Genomic DNA, 18,906 nt, shown 5'->3' on the forward strand with positions numbered 1-18,906 from the left:
TGACTAATGAAGTTTAAGTGCCTTATTAGCCAGGAAAAGTCATTTATAAAAGAGGGCTAGAACTATCTGTTTCGATCGTCGCATAATTTGGTTGAGCGCGATCGACCCCAATCCTCTCCAGTTCTGCGTGCAAAGCCGGAGCCTCACTTGCAGATAGCTGATTCACATCAACCAGAGCGCTTGTAGACACGCTCGGTAACTCTTCACCATTATGAGAAGACCAACCAGGAATCGCATCATAAAAAATAATTCGACTACCACCCTACGGATTGAAAATAGCATCAAAATTGCCGTTAAACAGAGTGGTAACTGCAAAATCCCCCCGCATCCTGGCATCATAAGTATTGTCAAAATCAACCGGGATAGTGCTAATATGAAAGTATCAACAACTTGCACAAAAAAGCTATGGACGTTGAAGAACTATATAGACGTTACGCTGCGGGAGAGAGAGATTTCCCTGGAGTTGATTTAAGTCATGCTGACTTAAACGTTGCTAACGTGGAAGACCTCGAAGAACTCGAACCAGGTCAAAATTACTTGAGCGGTATCAATCTCAGCGGTGCTAACTTGACTAGAGCCGATTTGAGTTGTGTTAATCTCAGCGATGCTGACTTAAACGGTACTGAACTATATGATACCAGACTGAAAAATGTCAACCTAAGTGGTGCTAACTTAAGCGGTGCTGATATGAACTCAAGCATCTTGGAGCAGGTCGAGTTGAATGATGCCAACCTCAGTGAGACCTCTCTCTGCCACGCCACCATAAGAGATTCTAGTCTCAAGCGAGTTAATCTTGAGGGAGCTATGCTGGCGGAAGTGTATATGACCAACTGCGATCTAGAAGGCGCTAACTTGAAAAAAGTTATGTTAGAGGAAGCAGGTTTTTCCAACTGCCACCTGAGAGATGCCATTTTCGACGAAGATAACTGGTGGGGTCGTTGTTATGTGAGAAACACTATCATGCCGGGAGGAAACACTCTCACAAACGTGATTGAGGACTGAAGCGGAGACAGGATGTACACCCGCTTCATGAGAAATCAGTGTTGTGCTAACTAGGCAGTAATCCGTTATCTCTCTCCTCTATTTTATCTTGAATAGTCTCAGGTAAGTTGGAGAGGAAGTTATATCCTGTTAATCCTTCCAAGTAATCAATACTTACCTGCCAATCTTGCCAATTACTCCAACTCGTGATTTGGCGATTGGTTTCCCCCGGTAGTGGGAAGTCTCTCGGAGTAACCAGAGATTCTCGATTAGGCACCATGATAGCAACCACTTCCGTGTTAGCTGTAATGTCGTCAATACTCTGACCTGCAACCAGAGGTACTACGATTTTCCAAGTAAAATCAGGAATCAAAATTCCTTTGGGATTCACTGTCCAAGTTCCCTTGGGATCGAGTTCCGTGCGACCATCTGGGCGTACTGAAACTTTGTTTCCGATCGCCTTATTTGGATCGTACCCATATCCGCCGGCAACAATGTAATAATCTCTCGCTACACTGGGATTTTTAAGGGAGGTACGAATATTGCTTTCAAAATTTTGCCATGCACCGCGATTATTATCTTCATGCTGAGGCAGCATATTTGAGGTGAGGAATGTAGAGTAAACATCCTTAGTGGTACGATCGCGGTCTGCTACTGGAGTCATATGCCCTCTTTCCATCCCACGCTGGTTCCGTCGATAATCAGGCCCCTCTGTACGCACCCAGCTACTAGGCAGATCGTTATCTCCAAGCCAGGGATAGTCTACTTTCTCTGCCAGATAAGTTCCCTCTGGAAAACCTGCGGGAGGATATCCAGATGGGGCAGTCTTTGGTCCTGGTCTTGTTGTATTACCTAGCCAACTTTTGTTGAGCTGCCAACTCACCCAATTGGGGCCTTTGGTAGCATCGTTGTATGAAAGCGTGTACTGTGGCTTCTCGATTAGGTAGTTTTCACGGTGAGTAGTTTCAGAAGACCGGGCAAAGCTGGGATTCCCAAGTTTGGTAGAAATGCTTTGGAAGAAAACATCATCCAGATAAACAGTGCCGTCAGTTAATTCAAACTTGAGAGTCGCTACCTCGCCTCGCAATTCTTCTGGTATGTCTACGTGGAATGTTTCAAATCCTCGGTCTCCATAACCAATCCTGTAAGTATCGGTGTCGGGATAGCCTACGGGGTAAGCTATTTCAGAAGAACCTGGATTGACGCGACCATCTGCTGCTCTGAGATCGATCGTACCATCATCAATAGTTTCTAACAGTTGGTATTCATCGCTAGGTGTGTTGCCTTTGATAGAAACTTTGACTTTTCCATTGGTGGTAAGTTCAGGTACGTGAAGATTGAACCGCAAAGTTCCCCACTCAGGCACGACAAAACGGTTGTGGGTAATACTTTGACCTGATTCTAACTTCAGAGCATAATTTGCTTGAGTTCGATCGACCCCAATGCGATCCAATTCTGCATCCAAAGCCGGAGCATCCGTTGCAGATAGCTGATTCACATCAACGAGATTGCTTGTAGTTACACTCGCTGACGTTTCACCATTATGAAAAGACCAACCAGGAATCGCATCAGAAAAAAGAGTCCGATTACCACCCTGCGGATTAAAAACAGCATCAAAATTGCCGTTAAACAAAGTAGGAACCGCAAAATCTCCCCGCATTCTGGCATCATAAGTATTGTCAAAATCTACCGGTATGCGCTCTACAGATGTCTGCGGCCGCAACTCCTTCCCGCCGCCCAAAACCGAATAAAACCACCCCGTACCAATTCCCTCCCAAGGAGCACCATCAACACCATGTTCAAAACTGTGTTCCGGCGTATACCAAGGTGTAACCCGAGCAGAACTGTTCGCAATCTCGCTAAATGAAAAGTCCTTATCGAACAAAGGTTCGCGATACCCATCGCCGCGTCGGCGGAAAAGAGGATTAGCATCTAAGTTTTCATCGAATGGGAAGTTAGTTGGAAACAAATCTGATGTCCCCCCATACCAGCTCAAAACACGTCCGTGTACAGCTCCCCTTCCCGCAATACCAACAGTAGGATCGGTTTCCTTCGTAAACCCAGCACGACTGCTATTGTAATCTGGATTATCTTTATTAGTTCCCAGCAAAACCGACAAATCCGGTTCTCCCAACAGCGGAGCAGTAGCATCGGGATTTTCTGACCTCCAACCTTCTCGCGGAAACTGAAGTCCGGGGGCTGTTTTTCCATCTTCTGTAGATGGAAGATTGGGAATATCCCGGCCCGCAGGCGAAACCGTACCTCCTGATAAATCCGGTACTGTCTGATAGTAATTATCCGCAAAAGTGACATTTTCCCAAACCTGAACCTTCGGTTCGCGGAAATCGCCGAAATTATCTGTCACCACATTTAGCCCCGGTTGGTCGAAATCGTGGGGGTCTAAAGTTGTCATCTGAAGGTCGCGAATATCAGAGTTTTCTTTTCCACCCGCTTCAGGAAAATGAGTCCCCAAACGCTGAATAATTTCGCTGTTAACAACTGTTCCCCGACTGAAACCAACAAAATGCAGCGGTGAATTGAAAATTGCTCCTTGTTTGGCCGTGCTATTTTCATCAATAAACAGTTGGTCTAACTGCACGAGGGAAGCAAAGAAAGTATCTGCCACTGCTTCGCTAAAACCTGAATCAGGAGCTGCCGATTCATTATTATTCGACCAGTCATTCAGCAGCACTAACGGTTGATTGTTGTCAAGGTATGGAGCTATGTAACTCTCCAACTTGGTGAGATAGTCGGCGTCATCTTCTGGATTCTCACCTGCTGGGAAATCTGGCGCAACCGCTCCATATTTGTTGACAGGAACCCAATAACCAGTAGCGAGGTCGTACCTCATCATCAAACCGTTGTCCTCAGCACCTGCATTGGCAATACTATTGCCGAGTTGGTAAAACTCTGAAGGAATTCCAGGGTTATCAAAAAAGGGAGCACTAAAGGGAGGCTTGAAGCCATGAGTCAGCACAGTTACGCTGGGGAAGACATCATTACCATCATCGGGCTCGGTCAATATTGGCGTCCAAAAATCGCCAAACTCTATGTTCCGGCTGCCATTTTTATTCCAAGCTTCAACGGCCCAGTTGTACTCCTGACCCGCTGTCAAAGTGAGGTTGTCAGGTAGCGTGAAGCTGGTATTTGTACCTTCAATAAATGTTTGACCGCCATCCAAAGTCCACTTGCCAATGTCGTCGTCACCTTTTTTCCAAGTTGCAGTTAGAATTCGGTTGGGGTTGAAGTCGTTCTCTTGGCTGCGGTAAAAAGAAGTATTCCAAGGTTTTGTCAATAAGTCCAACTGTTCTGGTTTGCTCAATCCTTGGTTGAAAAGAAATTCGTTGCCATTCGGGTCTGGTAAATCGACAACTTCATCCCACGGCAGCAGTCCTTCACCTTCATCGAATACGCTGAGGAAGAGGTTAACTTCTTCTACATTTTCACTCGGCAATTCGTCAAATTCCCATTCTAAAGTAGGAGTCAAGTCATTTGAACTGTCCCCTGGCCCAGTTAAATCCAACCAATCCAGCGGTGTCGCCGCCAAACCGCGAGAGTTAGTCGCAGCAACGGGAGCTCGCTTGCTACCAGGCGGCACGCCGTAAGTATACTGGCTGTTCGCATCAGTCAGAATCTGGAAGTCAGCAGCAACACTAACCGCTGGGTTAATATTATCGATGGGTACTGTGGAAAGGTCAGCAACCGTAGCATTTCGTGCTGTAGTGCTGTCGAACAAAGGCAGCCCGACACCCCGACCTTTAGCATCAATTTGAAATTGAGCGGGGTTTGTCACTGTTTTGACGAATTCTTCAGTGTCAAAAACATACACCTTGCCATTAGCACCGCTCAAATTGGGATAAGAAGCATAGAGGTACTTGCTGTCACTAGAAAGCACTAAATCAGTAGTCAATCCGTCAGGAATTGGTCGAGTTGCTGCTAGTAATTGCGGATTCGTCAGCGGGTCTTTGATAATGCCGATATTGCTCCCGGCCCGCGGGTCTCCATCCACGCTGGGCAATTCCTGACCGAAAAATTTCGCGTCCGAATTGCGACCCACAACAAACGCATAACTCGCATCCGGTAAAACAGTTACCGAAACTCCCTCATTCAGATCAAAGTAATCAAAGTCGGAACCCAGCCCTAAATTTGCATAGCGAGTAGTCGCAGCAAAACTCAGCGGCTCGTTATTAGTAATATCCAGTACCCCAAATCCTTTGCTATCTTTCCCGCTGTTTGTAAACGTCATCTTCAGCGGATCGACCGTAGAAGCTAATCCTTCTACCCCTTCATCGGCTGTTATATTTCCAATTAATTGATTCCACTTTTTAGGGTTCTGACTGGGGTCGCTGGGTCGGTCTTTGGGGTCAATATTTACAACGTAAATCTGGCTGTTCAAACCGTTCGGTGCGGTAACGAATAGCTTCTTTCCGTCGCTGCTAATTGCCATCTGCCGCAAACCGCTGGGTGCTGCACCAACTGTAATAGTTTGGGTAACTTGGTGATACTTGGAGGAGAACGGGTTGATATCGAGAACGTATATGGAATTGCCGCCAGCTTTGCCGTCAGCAATGTAAGCGTATTGGTCGCGGGAATCAAGTACAATTGAACGAGGCGATGCACCGCTAGGCAAATCGATCGGGTTTAAGCCAGCTACATCCGCTTTAGTATCTACCTGCTGGCGGGTTATCGGATCGACCAAAGCCACTCTACCGGAAGCTTCCAGGGGTACGTACACGCGAGAACCGTCGCTAGTTACAGTCAAATCTCTGGCTCTATCTAGCCGATCGTCCGTACCTACAGCAATGTTACCAATTAGCAAGTCGCTGCTGTTAGTTGTTGCCACAACAGATTCGGGGTCGGAAGCGTTGAGTACGGCGATTCTATCCGCTGTCCACTGGGCCCCAAAAACATATTCTGTATCGTTTTCAATCCGGTAGGAATTGCTGTTGTAGAGAATTTCTGTTGCTGGTTCTGCCGGATTTTGACTGACTTTTTCATTCTGTTTGCGGCCCAGGACGATCCGGGAATCGCCCAAGGGTACGGTGTCGGGAACTCTGACGGCTACTTCAAATTGATTGTCTGCTAATTCGCGACTGAGGTTGGTTAATATTGTGCCTTCGTAAGTTTGGCCGCCAACATAAAATTTTACTACTAAATCGCTGAATTGGCTACCTTTTGGGTCGCCAAAGTTGTCTGCTAAAACGTTGCTCCCCGTCAGGAACAAAACAGGTAAATTATTCTCAAAAGGTTGATTGTTTGCGTCTTTGAATTTGAGTTCGGCACTTTCAATCTGTGGAGAATTTTTGGGATTGGCCGCATTTGGAGCGAGTTGAGATGCGCGTCTTTCCGCAAAAATACCCTCTTTACCGAAGTAGTCGATTTGTCTTTCGTTTACAGGTTCGCCAGTGAGAGTATCGAGTTCAAAAGATTTTTTTACGGGGGGGGGTAAAACTGAAATCCTTTAATTTGGGGCTAAAATTGATGGATTTGGAGGAGATTGCGGTGTCTTCGGGGTTATTGTTAAAACTGTCGGGAAGTCCGGGGAGTGCTGGTTCTGGGGTAGGGCTGCTAAGGGCTTGAGGATTGAGTGAGTTTGCGCTATTTAGGTCGAGTTCAGGTATTAAGTTCGTTTCACCAATAGGGAATTGCTCTTGACTGTTGAAGGGCGATTTATTTAAAAATTTCATATTTGGTTTGGTAGATGCAAACAAGCGGTACAAACTTGTCTTGTTGTTACTATCTGACCATAGGAAAATCTTTTTGTCAAGCTGTTGAGGCAGAAATGTTGATTATTGTTATAAAACTTTACATCATCTTCTAGATTCCTGGTACGATCGCCCTCAATTGGGCAAAAACAATCTCGATAATCAGGTGATAGAGCAATTGCAGCAGCATAATTAAGAACGAGAAATTAAAGAACGAATGTAAAAATACACCGCTCCAATTAAGTAAAAACAATTCACCCAAATCAACAATCCTTTACCAACATAAGAATTAACAAAACCAAAAACGCGGTAAGTTGACAGCAGCACTAACAACATTTCAACCAGAGAAACAATTGACCCGTAGTGCTTCCGATCCCACTAAGAAAACGGACTGATAAAACGGTAATTGCTGAACGGAAAAAAGTGGCGGTGAGCGTCGTCATTGTGGACAGGCAAATCTCCCAGAGAGTGCAGGATCGTGCTGACAAACAGAATTTGCACGCTTTGCCAGCCAAAGTAATAAGCAATTAGCAAACCAATAACCGCAAGGGGAATTGAATGAAACAGAGCCACAAAATTTTGCACAAAAGGCTCATAATATGCTTTTGACCAAATTGTAGCTGCGGGCAAGCGAGCAATGTATTTCGCCCAAAAGTAAAATAAAAATATCGGAATATCCGGCAAAATTCCGCCGATCGCAATAATGAGATTAGCTTGCGGCAGTTGCGGTTTCCCGAGAATTGCCAGATTGATAATAGCGTGGCTGGGAGTCTTCATAAGTAGGGTGCGTCAACTAGGATTATCTTATTCATAATTAATCAGATGTGGGCTGACGCACCCTACGTGTGAGATAATTAGCTCCGGCTACAAGTAAGGTTGCACTCGATCGATCAACTGCGCCGCTTGCATCACTCCCTCTATTCGATCGACCTCAGCGCCATTTTTGAACAGCACCAAAGTCGGCAAAGCATAAATGTGATGCTGCGACGCCAACTGTTCGTACTTATCGGTGTCAATTTTGACAACCATCAGCTTGTCTTTCATCTGACCGCTCACTTGCTCTAAAATCGGTGCCATCATCTGACAAGGCCCGCACCAAGTAGCGTAAAAATCTACCAACACCGGCAAGTCAGAGCCCGATAGTAACTCCTCAAAACTGCTGAACTGTTTTTGAACTGCCATAAGACAAAATAATTTTTTGGGTTCTGGCTCGATTTTAGTGCAAAATTCTCTGGTAGATTGCGAGGATACAATTATGGAATTATTACCAGAGACTTTTCAGAGATTGCGGGGTCAAGTTGCTGTCGTGACCGGTGCGTCGCGGGGAATCGGCCGCGCCGTTGCTCTAACATTAGCCGCAGAGGGCGCTAAAGTCGCCGTCAACTATGCGAGTTCGAGTGCTGCTGCTGATGAGGTGGTAGCAGAAATAGTCGCTGCTGGAGGAGAAGCTGTCGCACTTGCAGCAGATGTCTCGAAAACTGAGCAAGTAGATTTACTCACCAGTAATGTCATGGAAAAATGGGGACGGATTGACATTTTGGTGAACAATGCAGGCATTACTCGCGATACTTTGCTATTGCGGATGAAGTTGGAAGATTGGCAAGCGGTAATTGATTTGAATTTAACTGGCGTGTTTTTGTGTGCGAAAGCTGCGAGTAAAATCATGCTGAAGCAGCGAAGCGGCCGAATTATTAATATTGCTTCGGTTGCTGGGCAAATGGGCAATCCCGGACAAGCTAATTACAGTGCGGCGAAGGCTGGGGTAATTGGGTTTACTAAAACTGTGGCTAAGGAGTTGGCGAGTCGCGGGATTACTGTGAATGCAGTTGCACCGGGTTTTATCACCACAGATATGACTAAGGATGTCAAGTCTGATGAGATTTTGAAGTATATCCCGCTGGGGAGATATGGGGAAGTTGAGGAAGTTGCGGGGATGGTAAAGTTTTTGGCGGCAGATGCGGCAGCGGCTTATATAACCGGGCAGGTTTTTAATGTGGATGGGGGGATGGTGATGGCTTAGGATTTGGGGATTTTTTTAACCGCAGATGAACGCGGATGAACGCGGATATTTGCGGTTAATAATTATTTTAGGGCGGCACGCAACTGACTGAGGACTTTTTTGTATTTGGCCATACGTTGAAAATCTGCCTCTGTCGGATTGGCGATGCGACGAAGATCGAGGTTATGACTAACATCAGCGATTTTGACTGGCAATGCGATCGGGTTGGCAATCACACGCTCTAAATAAGCTGCATAAGCTTCTCCTTCTATTTTGGTAATCGCCTCGATCGCCGAGACGAGAACTTCAGGAAAACCTTCGCTTCTAAGTTGCTCAAGTGTAAGTTCAGAATCTTCGACCGCATCGTGTAGCACCGCTACGATTTTCTGATCTATAGAATTTACATTTTCCATCACAAATAGCGGATGATCGAAATAGGGATTGCCTGCCTTATCAACCTGGCCCTCATGAGCTTTTGCGGCGATCGCGATCGCTCGTTGTAGTAATAATTCGTAATCGAAATTCATATTTGACAACATAGTAAAGAATTTCTCTATTATAGTTTCATCCCCCTCGCGGGGAAAAGCTAAGTAGTCGGACATAAATAGGACTTACGCAAGAGAGTAAATTTTTCACTGTTTATGTATGGTGTAAGCTACGTACTGCGCACTCTACATACACAGGTTATTTGATTTTAAATATTCTTGCAACAATTTCCAAGCCATTTGAGTACCCTCCCCTGCATTGACTTTCTCGAAATCGACATCTTTTCTCAAAACTACAAAACCCACACCTTCTTTGATTTCTATTTTTTCAATATTGCTAACTTTTGCCAAAAATAGGTGATTTTTTTGGATAAATTTTGGATTATTGTTTTTCATGTAAATAAAAGTTGTGATAAATGCAATGTTGCAATCGCTTTTTAGGCTAGTTTCTTCCTCCAATTCTCGCACTGCTGCTTGCTGTGGACTTTCTCCAGTGTCCACGCCACCACCAAAAGTAGAAAGCATTCCTTGGCTTGCAATACCTGGAATATTATCTCGCAGTTGTGCGACTATCTGACCGTTCGGGAGCATGATAAAAATGCGGACTATTGAATTGGGAATATTCATCTTATCAAGGGAATAACAAAACTTAAAAAAGTTGCTCTATAGTTTTCTAATTTGAATCCAAATTTTATTAATCCAATTGTACACCGCAGCATACAAAGCCAACAATTTATTGACAAAACTTTGCCAAATAGAACGTTCCCTTACTTCAGAAACTTTTTTGATTTCCACGGGCAGCGGCGGCATCCCGACAACTTCATACAGCGGATATTCGCCACTTTTCCCCGGAATTGGCACGGATACGCACCGATCGACGATCGCCAATTCCTTAACTTCCTGATAAGTCTCCTCGGAAATCAGTAAACTTGTTCCCACTTGCTTATTAGCAGCTTCGATCCGGCTGGCAAAATTCACCGCATCTCCGATCGCCGTCACTGTCTGATTTTTAGACGCCCCCAAATTCCCCACAACCACCCAGCCGCAGTGAATGCCAATCCCAATCCGCAATCGGTGACGGTACAAATTTTCAAAATAGGGATTGAGTTTCTCTAGTTCCTCTAGCATCTCCACCCCAGCCCTCACTGCTTGTTCCGCAGCTTTGTCGGGATTTTCCAACCCAAACAGCGCCATTAAACCGTCACCCATATAATTATTAATCATCCCGCCATTCCGATTGATCGCAAAACCCATTTTTTGGAAATAGCGATTTAAAACATAGATTACATCGTAGGGTAACAGCGATTCTGCAAAAGGCGTAAATCCTCGAATATCCGCAAACAAAATCGCAATTTTTTTCTCTTGTCCGACAGGAGGAGAAATTGACTTTCCCGCCATTTGGTCGGTAAATGATTCCAAGTCTTCAGAATCGATCGCCAATCGGCGCAAAATCACCTTGCCACCTGCAACCTGCGTCTGACAAGCCAGCCTAATTTCCGGTTCTAAACGCAATTTTTTGGCAAGTTCCTCTTCCGGCGAAGTGCGCGGAGAGCAAAATTCTAAACCTTCGACAATCAATACCCGGCAAGTCGAACACCGGCCGCTACCGCCGCAGATGTGGGTGTGCGGAATGCCCGCACGCAGGGAAGCTTCGAGAATTATATTGTCGTCGTCTACCTCGATCGTGCGATCGTCCGGCAGATAGTGAATCTGTGGCATATGTGGCGCGTCTAGCTAATTAGCGAGGAATCTCGCGGACATCTGTTATTGCAGCGAACCTGTATGCAAACCCGGTTTCTCGGCATTTTTTATGTATCCCCTGATTCCTTAACTATAAATCGCGATCGGCATTTGCTTCTGGTTGCGTCAGATCGAGCGGCCAACTGACACCAGTTTAAAAAAAGAATGCAACTCTAGGCAATAGTCCAACTCTTAGCTCATCAGTCATTGCCAATTCTCAAATCTAAAATGGTATAACTGAGCACTAAAATCGCCATCGCACCGTGAAAATACCCCATTCAAGCTGTGGAGTTAATCTGAAATCTAAAATCTAAAATCTAAAATTGGCTGACATAATTCTTAATAAAATTAAGCTCGCCCAAAACCCTATAAATCCGTTATCAAATCCCCCTCAATCGCCATATATTTTTAGGATTTTGGGAAGTTTTGCTGTGCAAACCTTACTTGGCAATAGTTTCAGCTTTTTGGCTCTCTAACAACCAGCCAATTTTCGTGAGATAGAATAGCAGCATCTTTAAAACCTGTATAACCATGAGTTCATCAACAGCCCTACAAAACCTCGAAAAGCACATTCCCATCGTGGGAGATGTGCATACCAAAAGTCCGATCGCCTACGGAGCAACCCGCCTCGCAGTCAGTGCTGTTAACACGGTGCAAATGGCAGTAGCAGAGTCTTACATCAACGGATTAGAAGTCCCAGATTCAGTATTGCGATCGCTTTTTGATACCTGTATGCCCGTCTTTTTTAAGCATTTCCCGTCCCTCCTTGCACCCTACGAATGGGTACTAACAGAAACAGACAATACAGCCGAAGGGCCGCGGGATTTAATGAAGATTCAGTACGACTTACCTCAAGCCATGCTGAATCCGATGTTAGGCGACGGCAAACTCATTTATCCTAAATACAGCATGGGGTTGTGGGAAAAAGGAGCCACCAATCTGGAACAATCCCAAATGCAAATGATTGATGATGTGATTGAGAAGCTAGACATTCAGGATGGCGACAATATTTTAGACTTTGGCTGCGGTTGGGGTTGCGTTCCCAATTACATTCTTTCCAAATTCCCCAATGTCACCTTTACTGGCATTAACCTCAGTCACCACCAATGCGACTATATGCGTCAGAAGATGCAAGACCCCGAAAGCTACCTCAGTTCAGGTCGATTTACCCTATATGAAGGCGATTTGAACGACGCCAACTTCGAGACAAAATTTGACAAAATTCTCTCGATAGGCGTTTTTTGTCATGTAGGCAATTTAACGCAAGCTTTCCAAAAGCTCGCCTCTTTCCTGAAGGATAACGGCAAAGTTTTCATTCACATCATCACAGTTCGCACTCCCAACAATATATCCAGTGTTTTCACCCACAAATACATTTTCCCCCACGGCCGTTACTGGAAATATGATGCAGTTCCCAGCCACAATAAAGACCTCAAGACCATTAAGAGATGGTATATCAACGGATCTAATTACTCCAAAACATTTGCTAACTGGCTGAAAAACTTTGACGATTCTCAGGCAATAGTCAAAGATTTGGACTACGGCATCGACTATGCCAAATTTCGCCGCATTTGGCGGTTTTACTTGATTTGGTTTGTGGCTAATTTCGCGAGTTGCGACGGCGAATACAACGGTAACGGCCAATATTTAATGGTTCGTGCCTAACCGCTAATCAGTAGACCAAGCTCAAACAACCTAACACCCTGAACCCTGACTTCTTTGAGAAGTCGGGGTTCTCAAGTGCGAGCTACTTATCGGGAAAATGAAAGTTTTCTAGGTTGATTTAAGGCGATCGAGAAGTGTTGCCTTCTGTTGAGAAATTTGTTTGAGTTTAAAAAAGTCCGGAATCAGATTATCGATCGGCGAAGAATGAATATATCAAGCGCGATCCTGCGCAATACTTTTTAAATTCCCTCCCCGATCGGTAGTGATGATATCCGATATTTTACTACAAAAAAAGGGTTGATTTATACAATGGTACAGAATATGCAACCTTCTCTTCCTCAAGACGATCCGAACAAAGAACAGCGCCGTGATTCCTTGAATCGTCAGCAAAAAGCTTATCAGTTTGACTATGACAGTTTATCACCTTTGGCATTATTGAAAGATGTGCCACCAGTCGAGAATTTTTCGAGCAAGTATATTGCAGAACGGATATTAGCAACATCGGAACTTCCAGCAAATATGCTGGCAGCCGACGCGAGAACTTTTCTCGATCCTCTCGACGAGCTCCAAGACTATGAAGATTTCTTTACTCTGCTGCAGCTACCTGCTGTTGCCAAAATCTACCAAACCGATCGCTCTTTTGCAGAACAGCGCCTGTCTGGAGCCAATCCGATGGTGCTTCGCCTCTTAGATGCGAGCGATCCTCGCGCACAAACACTGGCGGGCCTTTCAAGTTTGCACCCATTATTCGATCTGGGCCAAGAGTTGCAGCAAAAAAACATTTACATTGCCGATTACACAGGTACTGACGAACACTATCGCGCGCCTGCTCTCGTTGGAGGCGGAACCTATGAAAAAGGCAGAAAATACTTGCCGAAACCGCGGGCTTTTTTCGCTTGGCGGTGGACGGGAGTCCGCGATCGCGGTGAAATGACACCTATTGCCATTCAACTAGATCCGACGCCAAATAGCCACGTCTATACCCCATTCGATCCTCCTGTCGATTGGCTGTTTGCGAAACTCTGCGTCCAAGTAGCAGATGCCAATCACCATGAAATGAGCTCGCATTTAGCTCGAACTCATCTAGTGATGGAACCAATCGCGATCGTCACCGCCCGACAGTTAGCTCAAAATCACCCGCTGAACCTGTTGCTGAAACCGCACTTTCGCTTTATGTTGACCAACAACGATCTGGCGCGTTCTTATTTGATCGCTCCCGGCGGGCCCGTCGATGAATTGCTAGCTGGCACCTTGGCAGAGACAATAGAAATAAGTAGAGAGGCTTACAGTACGTGGAGTCTTGATGAATTTGCCTTACCCGCTGAACTGAAAAATCGGGGAATGGATGACCCCAATCAACTGCCTCACTATCCTTACCGAGATGATGGATTGCTGCTGTGGAATGCGATCGAAACCTTTGTATCGGGCTATCTCCAATTCTTTTACCCAACTCCGGGGGCGATCGCACAAGATGTGGAACTGCAAACCTGGGCCCAAGAATTAGCATCAGATAGTGGCGGTAAAGTCAAAGGAATGCCAGACCAAATCAACACAGTTAAACAATTAATTGAAATTGTCACAACTATAATTTTTACCTGTGGCCCGCAGCATTCAGCAGTCAATTTTTCCCAGTATGAATACATGAGTTTTGCCGCCAATATGCCCTTAGCAGCCTACCGAGACATTCCTAGAATTACCGCTGCGGGTAATCTAGAAGTGATTACGGAAAACGATATTTTACGGTTGCTTCCTCCGTACAAACGAGCCGCTGACCAACTGCAAATTATGTTTATTTTGTCAGCTTATCGATATGACCGTTTGGGTTATTACGATAAATCTTTCCGAGAACTCTACCGGATGAGTTTCGACGAAGTTTTTGCGGGAACGCAGATCGAACTTTTAGCCAGCCAGTTCCAGCAAAATTTGAATATGGCTGAACAGAAGATTGATGCCAACAATCAAAAACGAGTAATCCCTTACTTTTCTCTCAAACCTTCGTTGGTACTAAATAGCATCAGTATGTAGAATTAAAAATTCAGCACAATATCTCAATGTAGGGTGCGCACTGCGCACCTTACTCTGTATTAGCCGTTTTTGTATTCTTCAGCGATCGAGCAATTCACGGACATTATACCAGAGGAATCGGTGAAGGTGACTTCATCTTGATAATGCCGCGGTGTTGACATCAGCAACCGCCAAGCTTGACCGGCATCGATTAAATTCAGGCGTCCGGGATAGTGAATTTGCAACAACTCTTGCACCATCGGATAATAGTCTGAGTTGATGCTGGGGAAAATATGATGCTCTGTGTGGTAAGAAAAATTTAAGTGCAGCAGGTCAAATATTTTAGGAACCCGCACTGACATACTGTTGATCAGCGGGTCATTAATGTCTGTCATCCGGCAACCCATATGGTTGGTATAGATGTAAAACATTGCGCCTGCATGACCAATTGCGATCGGCAAAAAGTAGGCGAGGGCTATTTTGAGCGGATGAAAATTTAGGTAGAACAAAATGCTGGCATGAATTCCTAAAATTCCCACACATTCAAAGGCGATCGTCAATCTATCTTTAGGACTAACTGTAAAGGCAGCCGGTACGTAATCGACAGATTTATCGTTAAAGAATAGTACCGAGGTGAGATTGCGGAAATTATGCACTAACCACGAACCGGCCATCCCTACGATTAACCACAGCGGATTGACTTCTACCGACGGTACAAACAGATTTTGAATCCATTTTCCCCAAGTATCTGGTTGCTGGTACAGATAGTTGCGATCGGGGTCTGCCAAAGAATTCGTGTTATTGTGATGTACGAGGTTGTGCAGATTTTTCCACTGAGTAAGCGGCATAAACAGCATACTTAGTCCCAAAAAAGCGATCGGATAAGTGAGGCGCGACTTTTTCTGGACGCTACCGTGCATCAAATCGTGGGAGCTAAATAGCAAAACTATGATGCTATTGCCCATGATGACGGCTAGAGGTAAGTAAAGCCATAAAAGATAGACAGGCCAGCGATCGAGATTAGCAGCAATTCCCCATCCTAACAATAAAATCCCGATATTTATCAGCAGTATCCCTAACTTGCTTGAATTCGGTTCAAAAGCATCTGACGGCAGCAGCGGACGCAATTTTTTAACATATACCGAGTGATGAATTAGCGTTTCTTCGCTGGCAGTCTCGTATACACTATTGATGCTTTTTGCTAAGTTCATATTTTCGCTGAATGCGTCTTAAGGTGAGTTGTCAGTTGGCAGTTTTCAGTTGGCAGTTGTCAGTTGACAGTTTGCATGAAAAAGTATCAACATTGTTGTACAAATATTTAATTATATGCCCTAAAATAGTTTTTGTAAAAACTATTAAGCTGGACTTCCCCATACAAATGTACTAAAAGCCCTAAAACTCCTATTTATGAATCGATGCAACTGTTGAGTTAAAAATCTGTAGCCATGTATAAGCAATAGCTGACGCAGGCAATCGCGCTTCCATGTTGTAGATCCAATATAATTGTCGATCGCAAACAGATATCAATCATCTACATGGGTATACAATGTTAACTCAACAATTGAAACCTTTGTGATGATAGACTTTTGAGCCTGTGTAAGTATATTTGCAGGAACTTCTGATTAAGGCTTACTATATATTCTCTCGTTGCTAGCGTTGCCAAGCAATCTCATATAAGTGCCAAGTGCCAACTGACCTTAAAATAGTCCGTTACCCTGAACAATTTCTTTAATTGTCGTCAGCGTATCTAACCCGATCAATCCCCGACGATAACCTTTTTGGTTGGACATTCCCAAAAAGATCGCATCTCCCCGATTTTGATAACGCCAAAACCGAGGTGAGGCATTAATAAAAGTTGAGGCACTGTTAACATCCAGAGCAAATTGGCGACTTTCTAAGTAAGATTCAGTAGCGATGCAGTCAGCGTGGCCGCTGCTGTAGCGGTTGATCCAGCCGATCGCAATCTCTAAACTATCGACAACTTTAAACGCTATGGTTTTGTTTAAATAAGGTTGAGTCCACTCGTATGGTTCCGCCAGCTTTAAGTCGGGGAAATCTGCGACGAGATCCGCATCGGCGCTAATTTGAAAGCCTTTTTCTTTTAAAGTGTTCCACAGCCTGACTAAGGAAGAAGGCTTTTGGTTGCGATCGATCAGCACTTTCTCGATCGCGTTAACAGGATCGGGCACGCTTTGATGGCTGTCCAAAATCATCCACCTTGCCATCTCCAAACTGCCAGTCGGCGACCAATAAAGGTAACAATTTCCCATTGCCGACCTCAAAACGGGTGCGGTGCACAACCTTACCACCTGCTGCACCAAACTCGGCCTGCCGTAGGGAATAATTAAATTGAGATATTGGTCTTGAGTGACCAATTCTCGGATCGAAGCCCCCCGATCCGGCGGCAGTACCTGCAAACATCCTGACGGCAAACCGACTTCATCGATCGCCGACATCAAAGCTTCTCCAATTACAGCATTAGTTTGCCAGCTTTCGCTACCGCCTTTAAGAATCAAACTGTTAGCGCTTTTGAGACACAAACCGGCTGCGATCGCCCCCAACTCGGGAAACGCCTCGTAAATTAGAGCGATCGCCCCCAGCGGCAGCGACTGACAGTAAACCTGACACCGATCGACCTGATAAGAAGCATTGATCACCCTGCCGATCGGATCTGGCATTTGGCCCAACCGTTCCAGAATTTGCACAGTTGTCTTGATCCGTTCTGGCGTCAGCTTCAGCCAATCCACAATCAAGTCTGGAATCGCCATGTCCCGACTCGCTTCTAGATCCAGAGTATTTGCTTCTAAAATTTCATTTTGCCGACCTTTGAGCGATCGCGCCATCGCCTGCAAAGCGGCAGCGCGAGCCGTACTCTTTGCCGCAGCCAACTCCAAAGAAGCTTGATAAGCCCGGCGGGCGACATTTGCTCCATCTGATGAATGGGTAAAATCCTCTATTATCATCTAGCTAACGCCTGTAAGCCAGCCATACCATCAGCGCCGGCAGCATTGCTAGCAGCACGGCGACCATTGCCCACAGAATAATATTCGGGCCTGGGGAGTGCAGCGCCAAGGGCAACCAAATCACTAGCGGCACCAATATCATACCCAAAGCCAGTGGCAAGTAATGTGCCTTCAAACCCGGATGCGCTCTGTTCCACTGGTGACCCGTCCACCGCCAAGCCTGCTTGTAAGGATAGTTTGTTGATAGTTGCTCGATGACGTGTCCGCTTTCCTCTAATACAAATATTTGCTGACAGCGGTTGCAGCCAAAGGCTTCTGTCAACGTTATGGGCACGAGACGACCCCGCCGCCGACAAGGGCAGGGGTACTCATCGTTTAAGTCAATCTTGGGAGCTTTTTGAGATGGCACGAGCGATCGGATAAAAAAAGCGTTTTTGCAAAAATAATCGTTAACCTATCCACTTAATCAAACTTGTCAATTCTGCCCTAACCAGGCTTTCAACTACCTGTTCTCAGATATCGCCCGAGTGGCAATTGTGACTTGCAAGTTTTCTACTCCAATTTACCACTAACTTAGGTATTTTCAACCATCCTTAGGAGTATACCTAAGACTTTCCTGCTATACTTTCCGGTTTTTGATTTTTTTATTTTCTAAAGCGGGTGACGCGATTCGAACGCGCGACATTCACCTTGGCAAGGTGACGCTCTACCACTGAGCTACACCCGCATTTCCTGCGGTATTAACAATACTCTCTTAATTCTGAAAATCTGTCAAGTCTTTTTAGTATTTTTTTTTCTGAAACCCAGTCACAACCCCCCAAAGCTACTGCCCACCTGAAATTGCAGCAGCCAGATTATGAACCAAATCAGTAATTGCCGTGAAGAGTGACCGCCATCCGCCGACGGCAAAGCTACAATCAAGCTGGAATTGTGGGAGAACACTGCCATGTCAGATTTAAATCGCGGAATCATGAAGTTCAAGGGAGCTGACAGTCCTATAGCGATCGCCATTTCGGCGATCGTCATTGCCGGCGGAATCGGCTTCTTGATCTGGTGGGCGCTGCAATCAGCCTACACCTTCAGCTAAAAGACTACTCAAACGTAAAACTTATAAGGCATTGCTCAGAAGGCAGAATTTAAGAAAAATTCTGCCTTCTGCATTTTTTTGCCCTTAGTCTTGAGTTTATTGGTAAAGACTGCGGAGCGATCGCTGACGATCGAACTATTGCCATAAATCACCCGATCGGGCGAGTCGCTAGCATGATCCAAATGACTCCCCGATCTACTACTTTTGTAGTACAGTTGTCAACAAATACGCAGAGATCGCAGTTTTAGACTCAAGTGTTTGCAAGGGTTGTATCTCA

General features: G+C 45.2%; 16 protein-coding genes and 1 tRNA gene. 5 read left to right on the plus strand and 12 right to left on the minus strand.

The genetic code is table 11. The features are described 5' to 3' along the window. Positions 1–43: 43 nt before the first annotated feature. Positions 44–190 carry a hypothetical protein gene (locus E5S67_RS16180; protein WP_172188956.1) on the minus strand — a complete coding sequence of 49 codons (147 nt, stop codon included), beginning with the start codon at positions 188–190 and terminating at the stop codon, positions 44–46. Positions 191–405: 215 nt separating this feature from the next. Here E5S67_RS16180 and E5S67_RS16185 point away from each other — a divergent pair, with 215 nt between their 5' ends. Next, entirely contained in the window at positions 406–1,002 is a 597-nt protein-coding gene (locus E5S67_RS16185) for a pentapeptide repeat-containing protein (RefSeq protein ID WP_172188958.1), read from the plus strand. A 46-nt stretch (positions 1,003–1,048) separates the two neighbouring features. Here the strand turns inward: E5S67_RS16185 and E5S67_RS16190 are convergent, their stop codons facing one another. The 3 genes from E5S67_RS16190 to trxA form a co-directional block, all read right to left on the minus strand. Continuing rightward, positions 1,049–6,205, minus strand: coding sequence for a DNA/RNA non-specific endonuclease (locus E5S67_RS16190; RefSeq protein ID WP_172188960.1), 5,157 nt, complete (start codon positions 6,203–6,205; stop codon positions 1,049–1,051). Positions 6,206–7,064: 859 nt separating this feature from the next. Next, positions 7,065–7,463: a hypothetical protein gene (locus tag E5S67_RS16195; protein WP_339382885.1), complete on the minus strand. Its 399-nt coding sequence runs from the start codon at positions 7,461–7,463 to the stop codon at positions 7,065–7,067. 87 nt (positions 7,464–7,550) lie between these two features. Beyond that, a complete protein-coding gene (gene trxA, locus E5S67_RS16200) occupies positions 7,551–7,868 on the minus strand; it encodes a thioredoxin (protein ID WP_015178505.1) in 318 nt (105 codons plus the stop codon). 73 nt (positions 7,869–7,941) lie between these two features. On the opposite strand from trxA, the gene fabG reads away from it, so the two are divergent. Beyond that, positions 7,942–8,706 (plus strand): 3-oxoacyl-[acyl-carrier-protein] reductase, encoded by a 765-nt coding sequence (gene fabG / locus E5S67_RS16205; RefSeq protein ID WP_172188962.1) that lies wholly within the window; start codon positions 7,942–7,944, stop codon positions 8,704–8,706. 62 nt (positions 8,707–8,768) lie between these two features. On the opposite strand, the gene E5S67_RS16210 is transcribed toward fabG, so the two are convergent. The 3 genes from E5S67_RS16210 to E5S67_RS16220 form a co-directional block, all read right to left on the minus strand. Then, complete coding sequence (locus E5S67_RS16210) at positions 8,769–9,287, minus strand: HD domain-containing protein (protein WP_172188964.1); 519 nt, start codon at positions 9,285–9,287, stop codon at positions 8,769–8,771. Between the two features lie 69 nt (positions 9,288–9,356). Further along, positions 9,357–9,797, minus strand: coding sequence for an NUDIX domain-containing protein (locus E5S67_RS16215; RefSeq protein WP_172188966.1), 441 nt, complete (start codon positions 9,795–9,797; stop codon positions 9,357–9,359). A gap of 36 nt (positions 9,798–9,833) precedes the next feature. Then, complete coding sequence (locus E5S67_RS16220) at positions 9,834–10,889, minus strand: adenylate/guanylate cyclase domain-containing protein (protein WP_172188968.1); 1,056 nt, start codon at positions 10,887–10,889, stop codon at positions 9,834–9,836. Positions 10,890–11,441: 552 nt separating this feature from the next. Here E5S67_RS16220 and E5S67_RS16225 point away from each other — a divergent pair. Next, on the plus strand, positions 11,442–12,575 hold the full coding sequence (locus E5S67_RS16225; protein ID WP_172188970.1) for an SAM-dependent methyltransferase: 1,134 nt from the start codon (positions 11,442–11,444) through the stop codon (positions 12,573–12,575). Positions 12,576–12,896: 321 nt separating this feature from the next. Beyond that, entirely contained in the window at positions 12,897–14,600 is a 1,704-nt protein-coding gene (locus E5S67_RS16230; protein ID WP_246276811.1) for a lipoxygenase family protein, read from the plus strand. Between the two features lie 59 nt (positions 14,601–14,659). Here E5S67_RS16230 and E5S67_RS16235 read toward each other — a convergent pair whose 3' ends face one another. The 4 genes from E5S67_RS16235 to E5S67_RS16250 form a co-directional block, all read right to left on the minus strand. Further along, positions 14,660–15,790 carry a fatty acid desaturase family protein gene (locus E5S67_RS16235; protein ID WP_172188974.1) on the minus strand — a complete coding sequence of 377 codons (1,131 nt, stop codon included), beginning with the start codon at positions 15,788–15,790 and terminating at the stop codon, positions 14,660–14,662. A gap of 486 nt (positions 15,791–16,276) precedes the next feature. Continuing rightward, positions 16,277–17,542 (minus strand): glutamate-5-semialdehyde dehydrogenase, encoded by a 1,266-nt coding sequence (locus E5S67_RS16240; RefSeq protein WP_172188976.1) that lies wholly within the window; start codon positions 17,540–17,542, stop codon positions 16,277–16,279. A 4-nt stretch (positions 17,543–17,546) separates the two neighbouring features. Continuing rightward, entirely contained in the window at positions 17,547–17,951 is a 405-nt protein-coding gene (locus tag E5S67_RS16245) for a hypothetical protein (RefSeq protein ID WP_172188978.1), read from the minus strand. Positions 17,952–18,197: 246 nt separating this feature from the next. Continuing rightward, positions 18,198–18,269 (minus strand) — tRNA-Gly (locus E5S67_RS16250). 219 nt (positions 18,270–18,488) lie between these two features. Between E5S67_RS16250 and E5S67_RS16255 the strand changes: the two genes are divergently transcribed. Next, positions 18,489–18,629 (plus strand): hypothetical protein, encoded by a 141-nt coding sequence (locus E5S67_RS16255; RefSeq protein WP_172188980.1) that lies wholly within the window; start codon positions 18,489–18,491, stop codon positions 18,627–18,629. A gap of 35 nt (positions 18,630–18,664) precedes the next feature. Here the strand turns inward: E5S67_RS16255 and E5S67_RS16260 are convergent, their stop codons facing one another. Continuing rightward, positions 18,665–18,811, minus strand: coding sequence for a hypothetical protein (locus E5S67_RS16260; RefSeq protein WP_172188982.1), 147 nt, complete (start codon positions 18,809–18,811; stop codon positions 18,665–18,667). Positions 18,812–18,906: the final 95 nt, after the last annotated feature.

The sequence above is a fragment of the Microcoleus asticus IPMA8 genome (assembly GCF_013179805.1).
GTDB classification, from domain to species: domain Bacteria; phylum Cyanobacteriota; class Cyanobacteriia; order Cyanobacteriales; family Microcoleaceae; genus Microcoleus; species Microcoleus asticus.

Coding starts and splice junctions, on each gene's coding strand:
- E5S67_RS16185 (WP_172188958.1), top strand. CDS start 406: ATGGACGTTGAAGAACTATATAGACGTTACGCTGCGGGAGAGAGAGAT.
- E5S67_RS16195 (WP_339382885.1), bottom strand. CDS start 7,463: ATGAAGACTCCCAGCCACGCTATTATCAATCTGGCAATTCTCGGGAAA.
- trxA (WP_015178505.1), bottom strand. CDS start 7,868: ATGGCAGTTCAAAAACAGTTCAGCAGTTTTGAGGAGTTACTATCGGGC.
- fabG (WP_172188962.1), top strand. CDS start 7,942: ATGGAATTATTACCAGAGACTTTTCAGAGATTGCGGGGTCAAGTTGCT.
- E5S67_RS16210 (WP_172188964.1), bottom strand. CDS start 9,287: ATGTCCGACTACTTAGCTTTTCCCCGCGAGGGGGATGAAACTATAATA.
- E5S67_RS16215 (WP_172188966.1), bottom strand. CDS start 9,797: ATGAATATTCCCAATTCAATAGTCCGCATTTTTATCATGCTCCCGAAC.
- E5S67_RS16220 (WP_172188968.1), bottom strand. CDS start 10,889: ATGCCACAGATTCACTATCTGCCGGACGATCGCACGATCGAGGTAGAC.
- E5S67_RS16225 (WP_172188970.1), top strand. CDS start 11,442: ATGAGTTCATCAACAGCCCTACAAAACCTCGAAAAGCACATTCCCATC.
- E5S67_RS16230 (WP_246276811.1), top strand. CDS start 12,897: ATGCAACCTTCTCTTCCTCAAGACGATCCGAACAAAGAACAGCGCCGT.
- E5S67_RS16235 (WP_172188974.1), bottom strand. CDS start 15,790: ATGAACTTAGCAAAAAGCATCAATAGTGTATACGAGACTGCCAGCGAA.
- E5S67_RS16240 (WP_172188976.1), bottom strand. CDS start 17,542: ATGATAATAGAGGATTTTACCCATTCATCAGATGGAGCAAATGTCGCC.
- E5S67_RS16255 (WP_172188980.1), top strand. CDS start 18,489: ATGTCAGATTTAAATCGCGGAATCATGAAGTTCAAGGGAGCTGACAGT.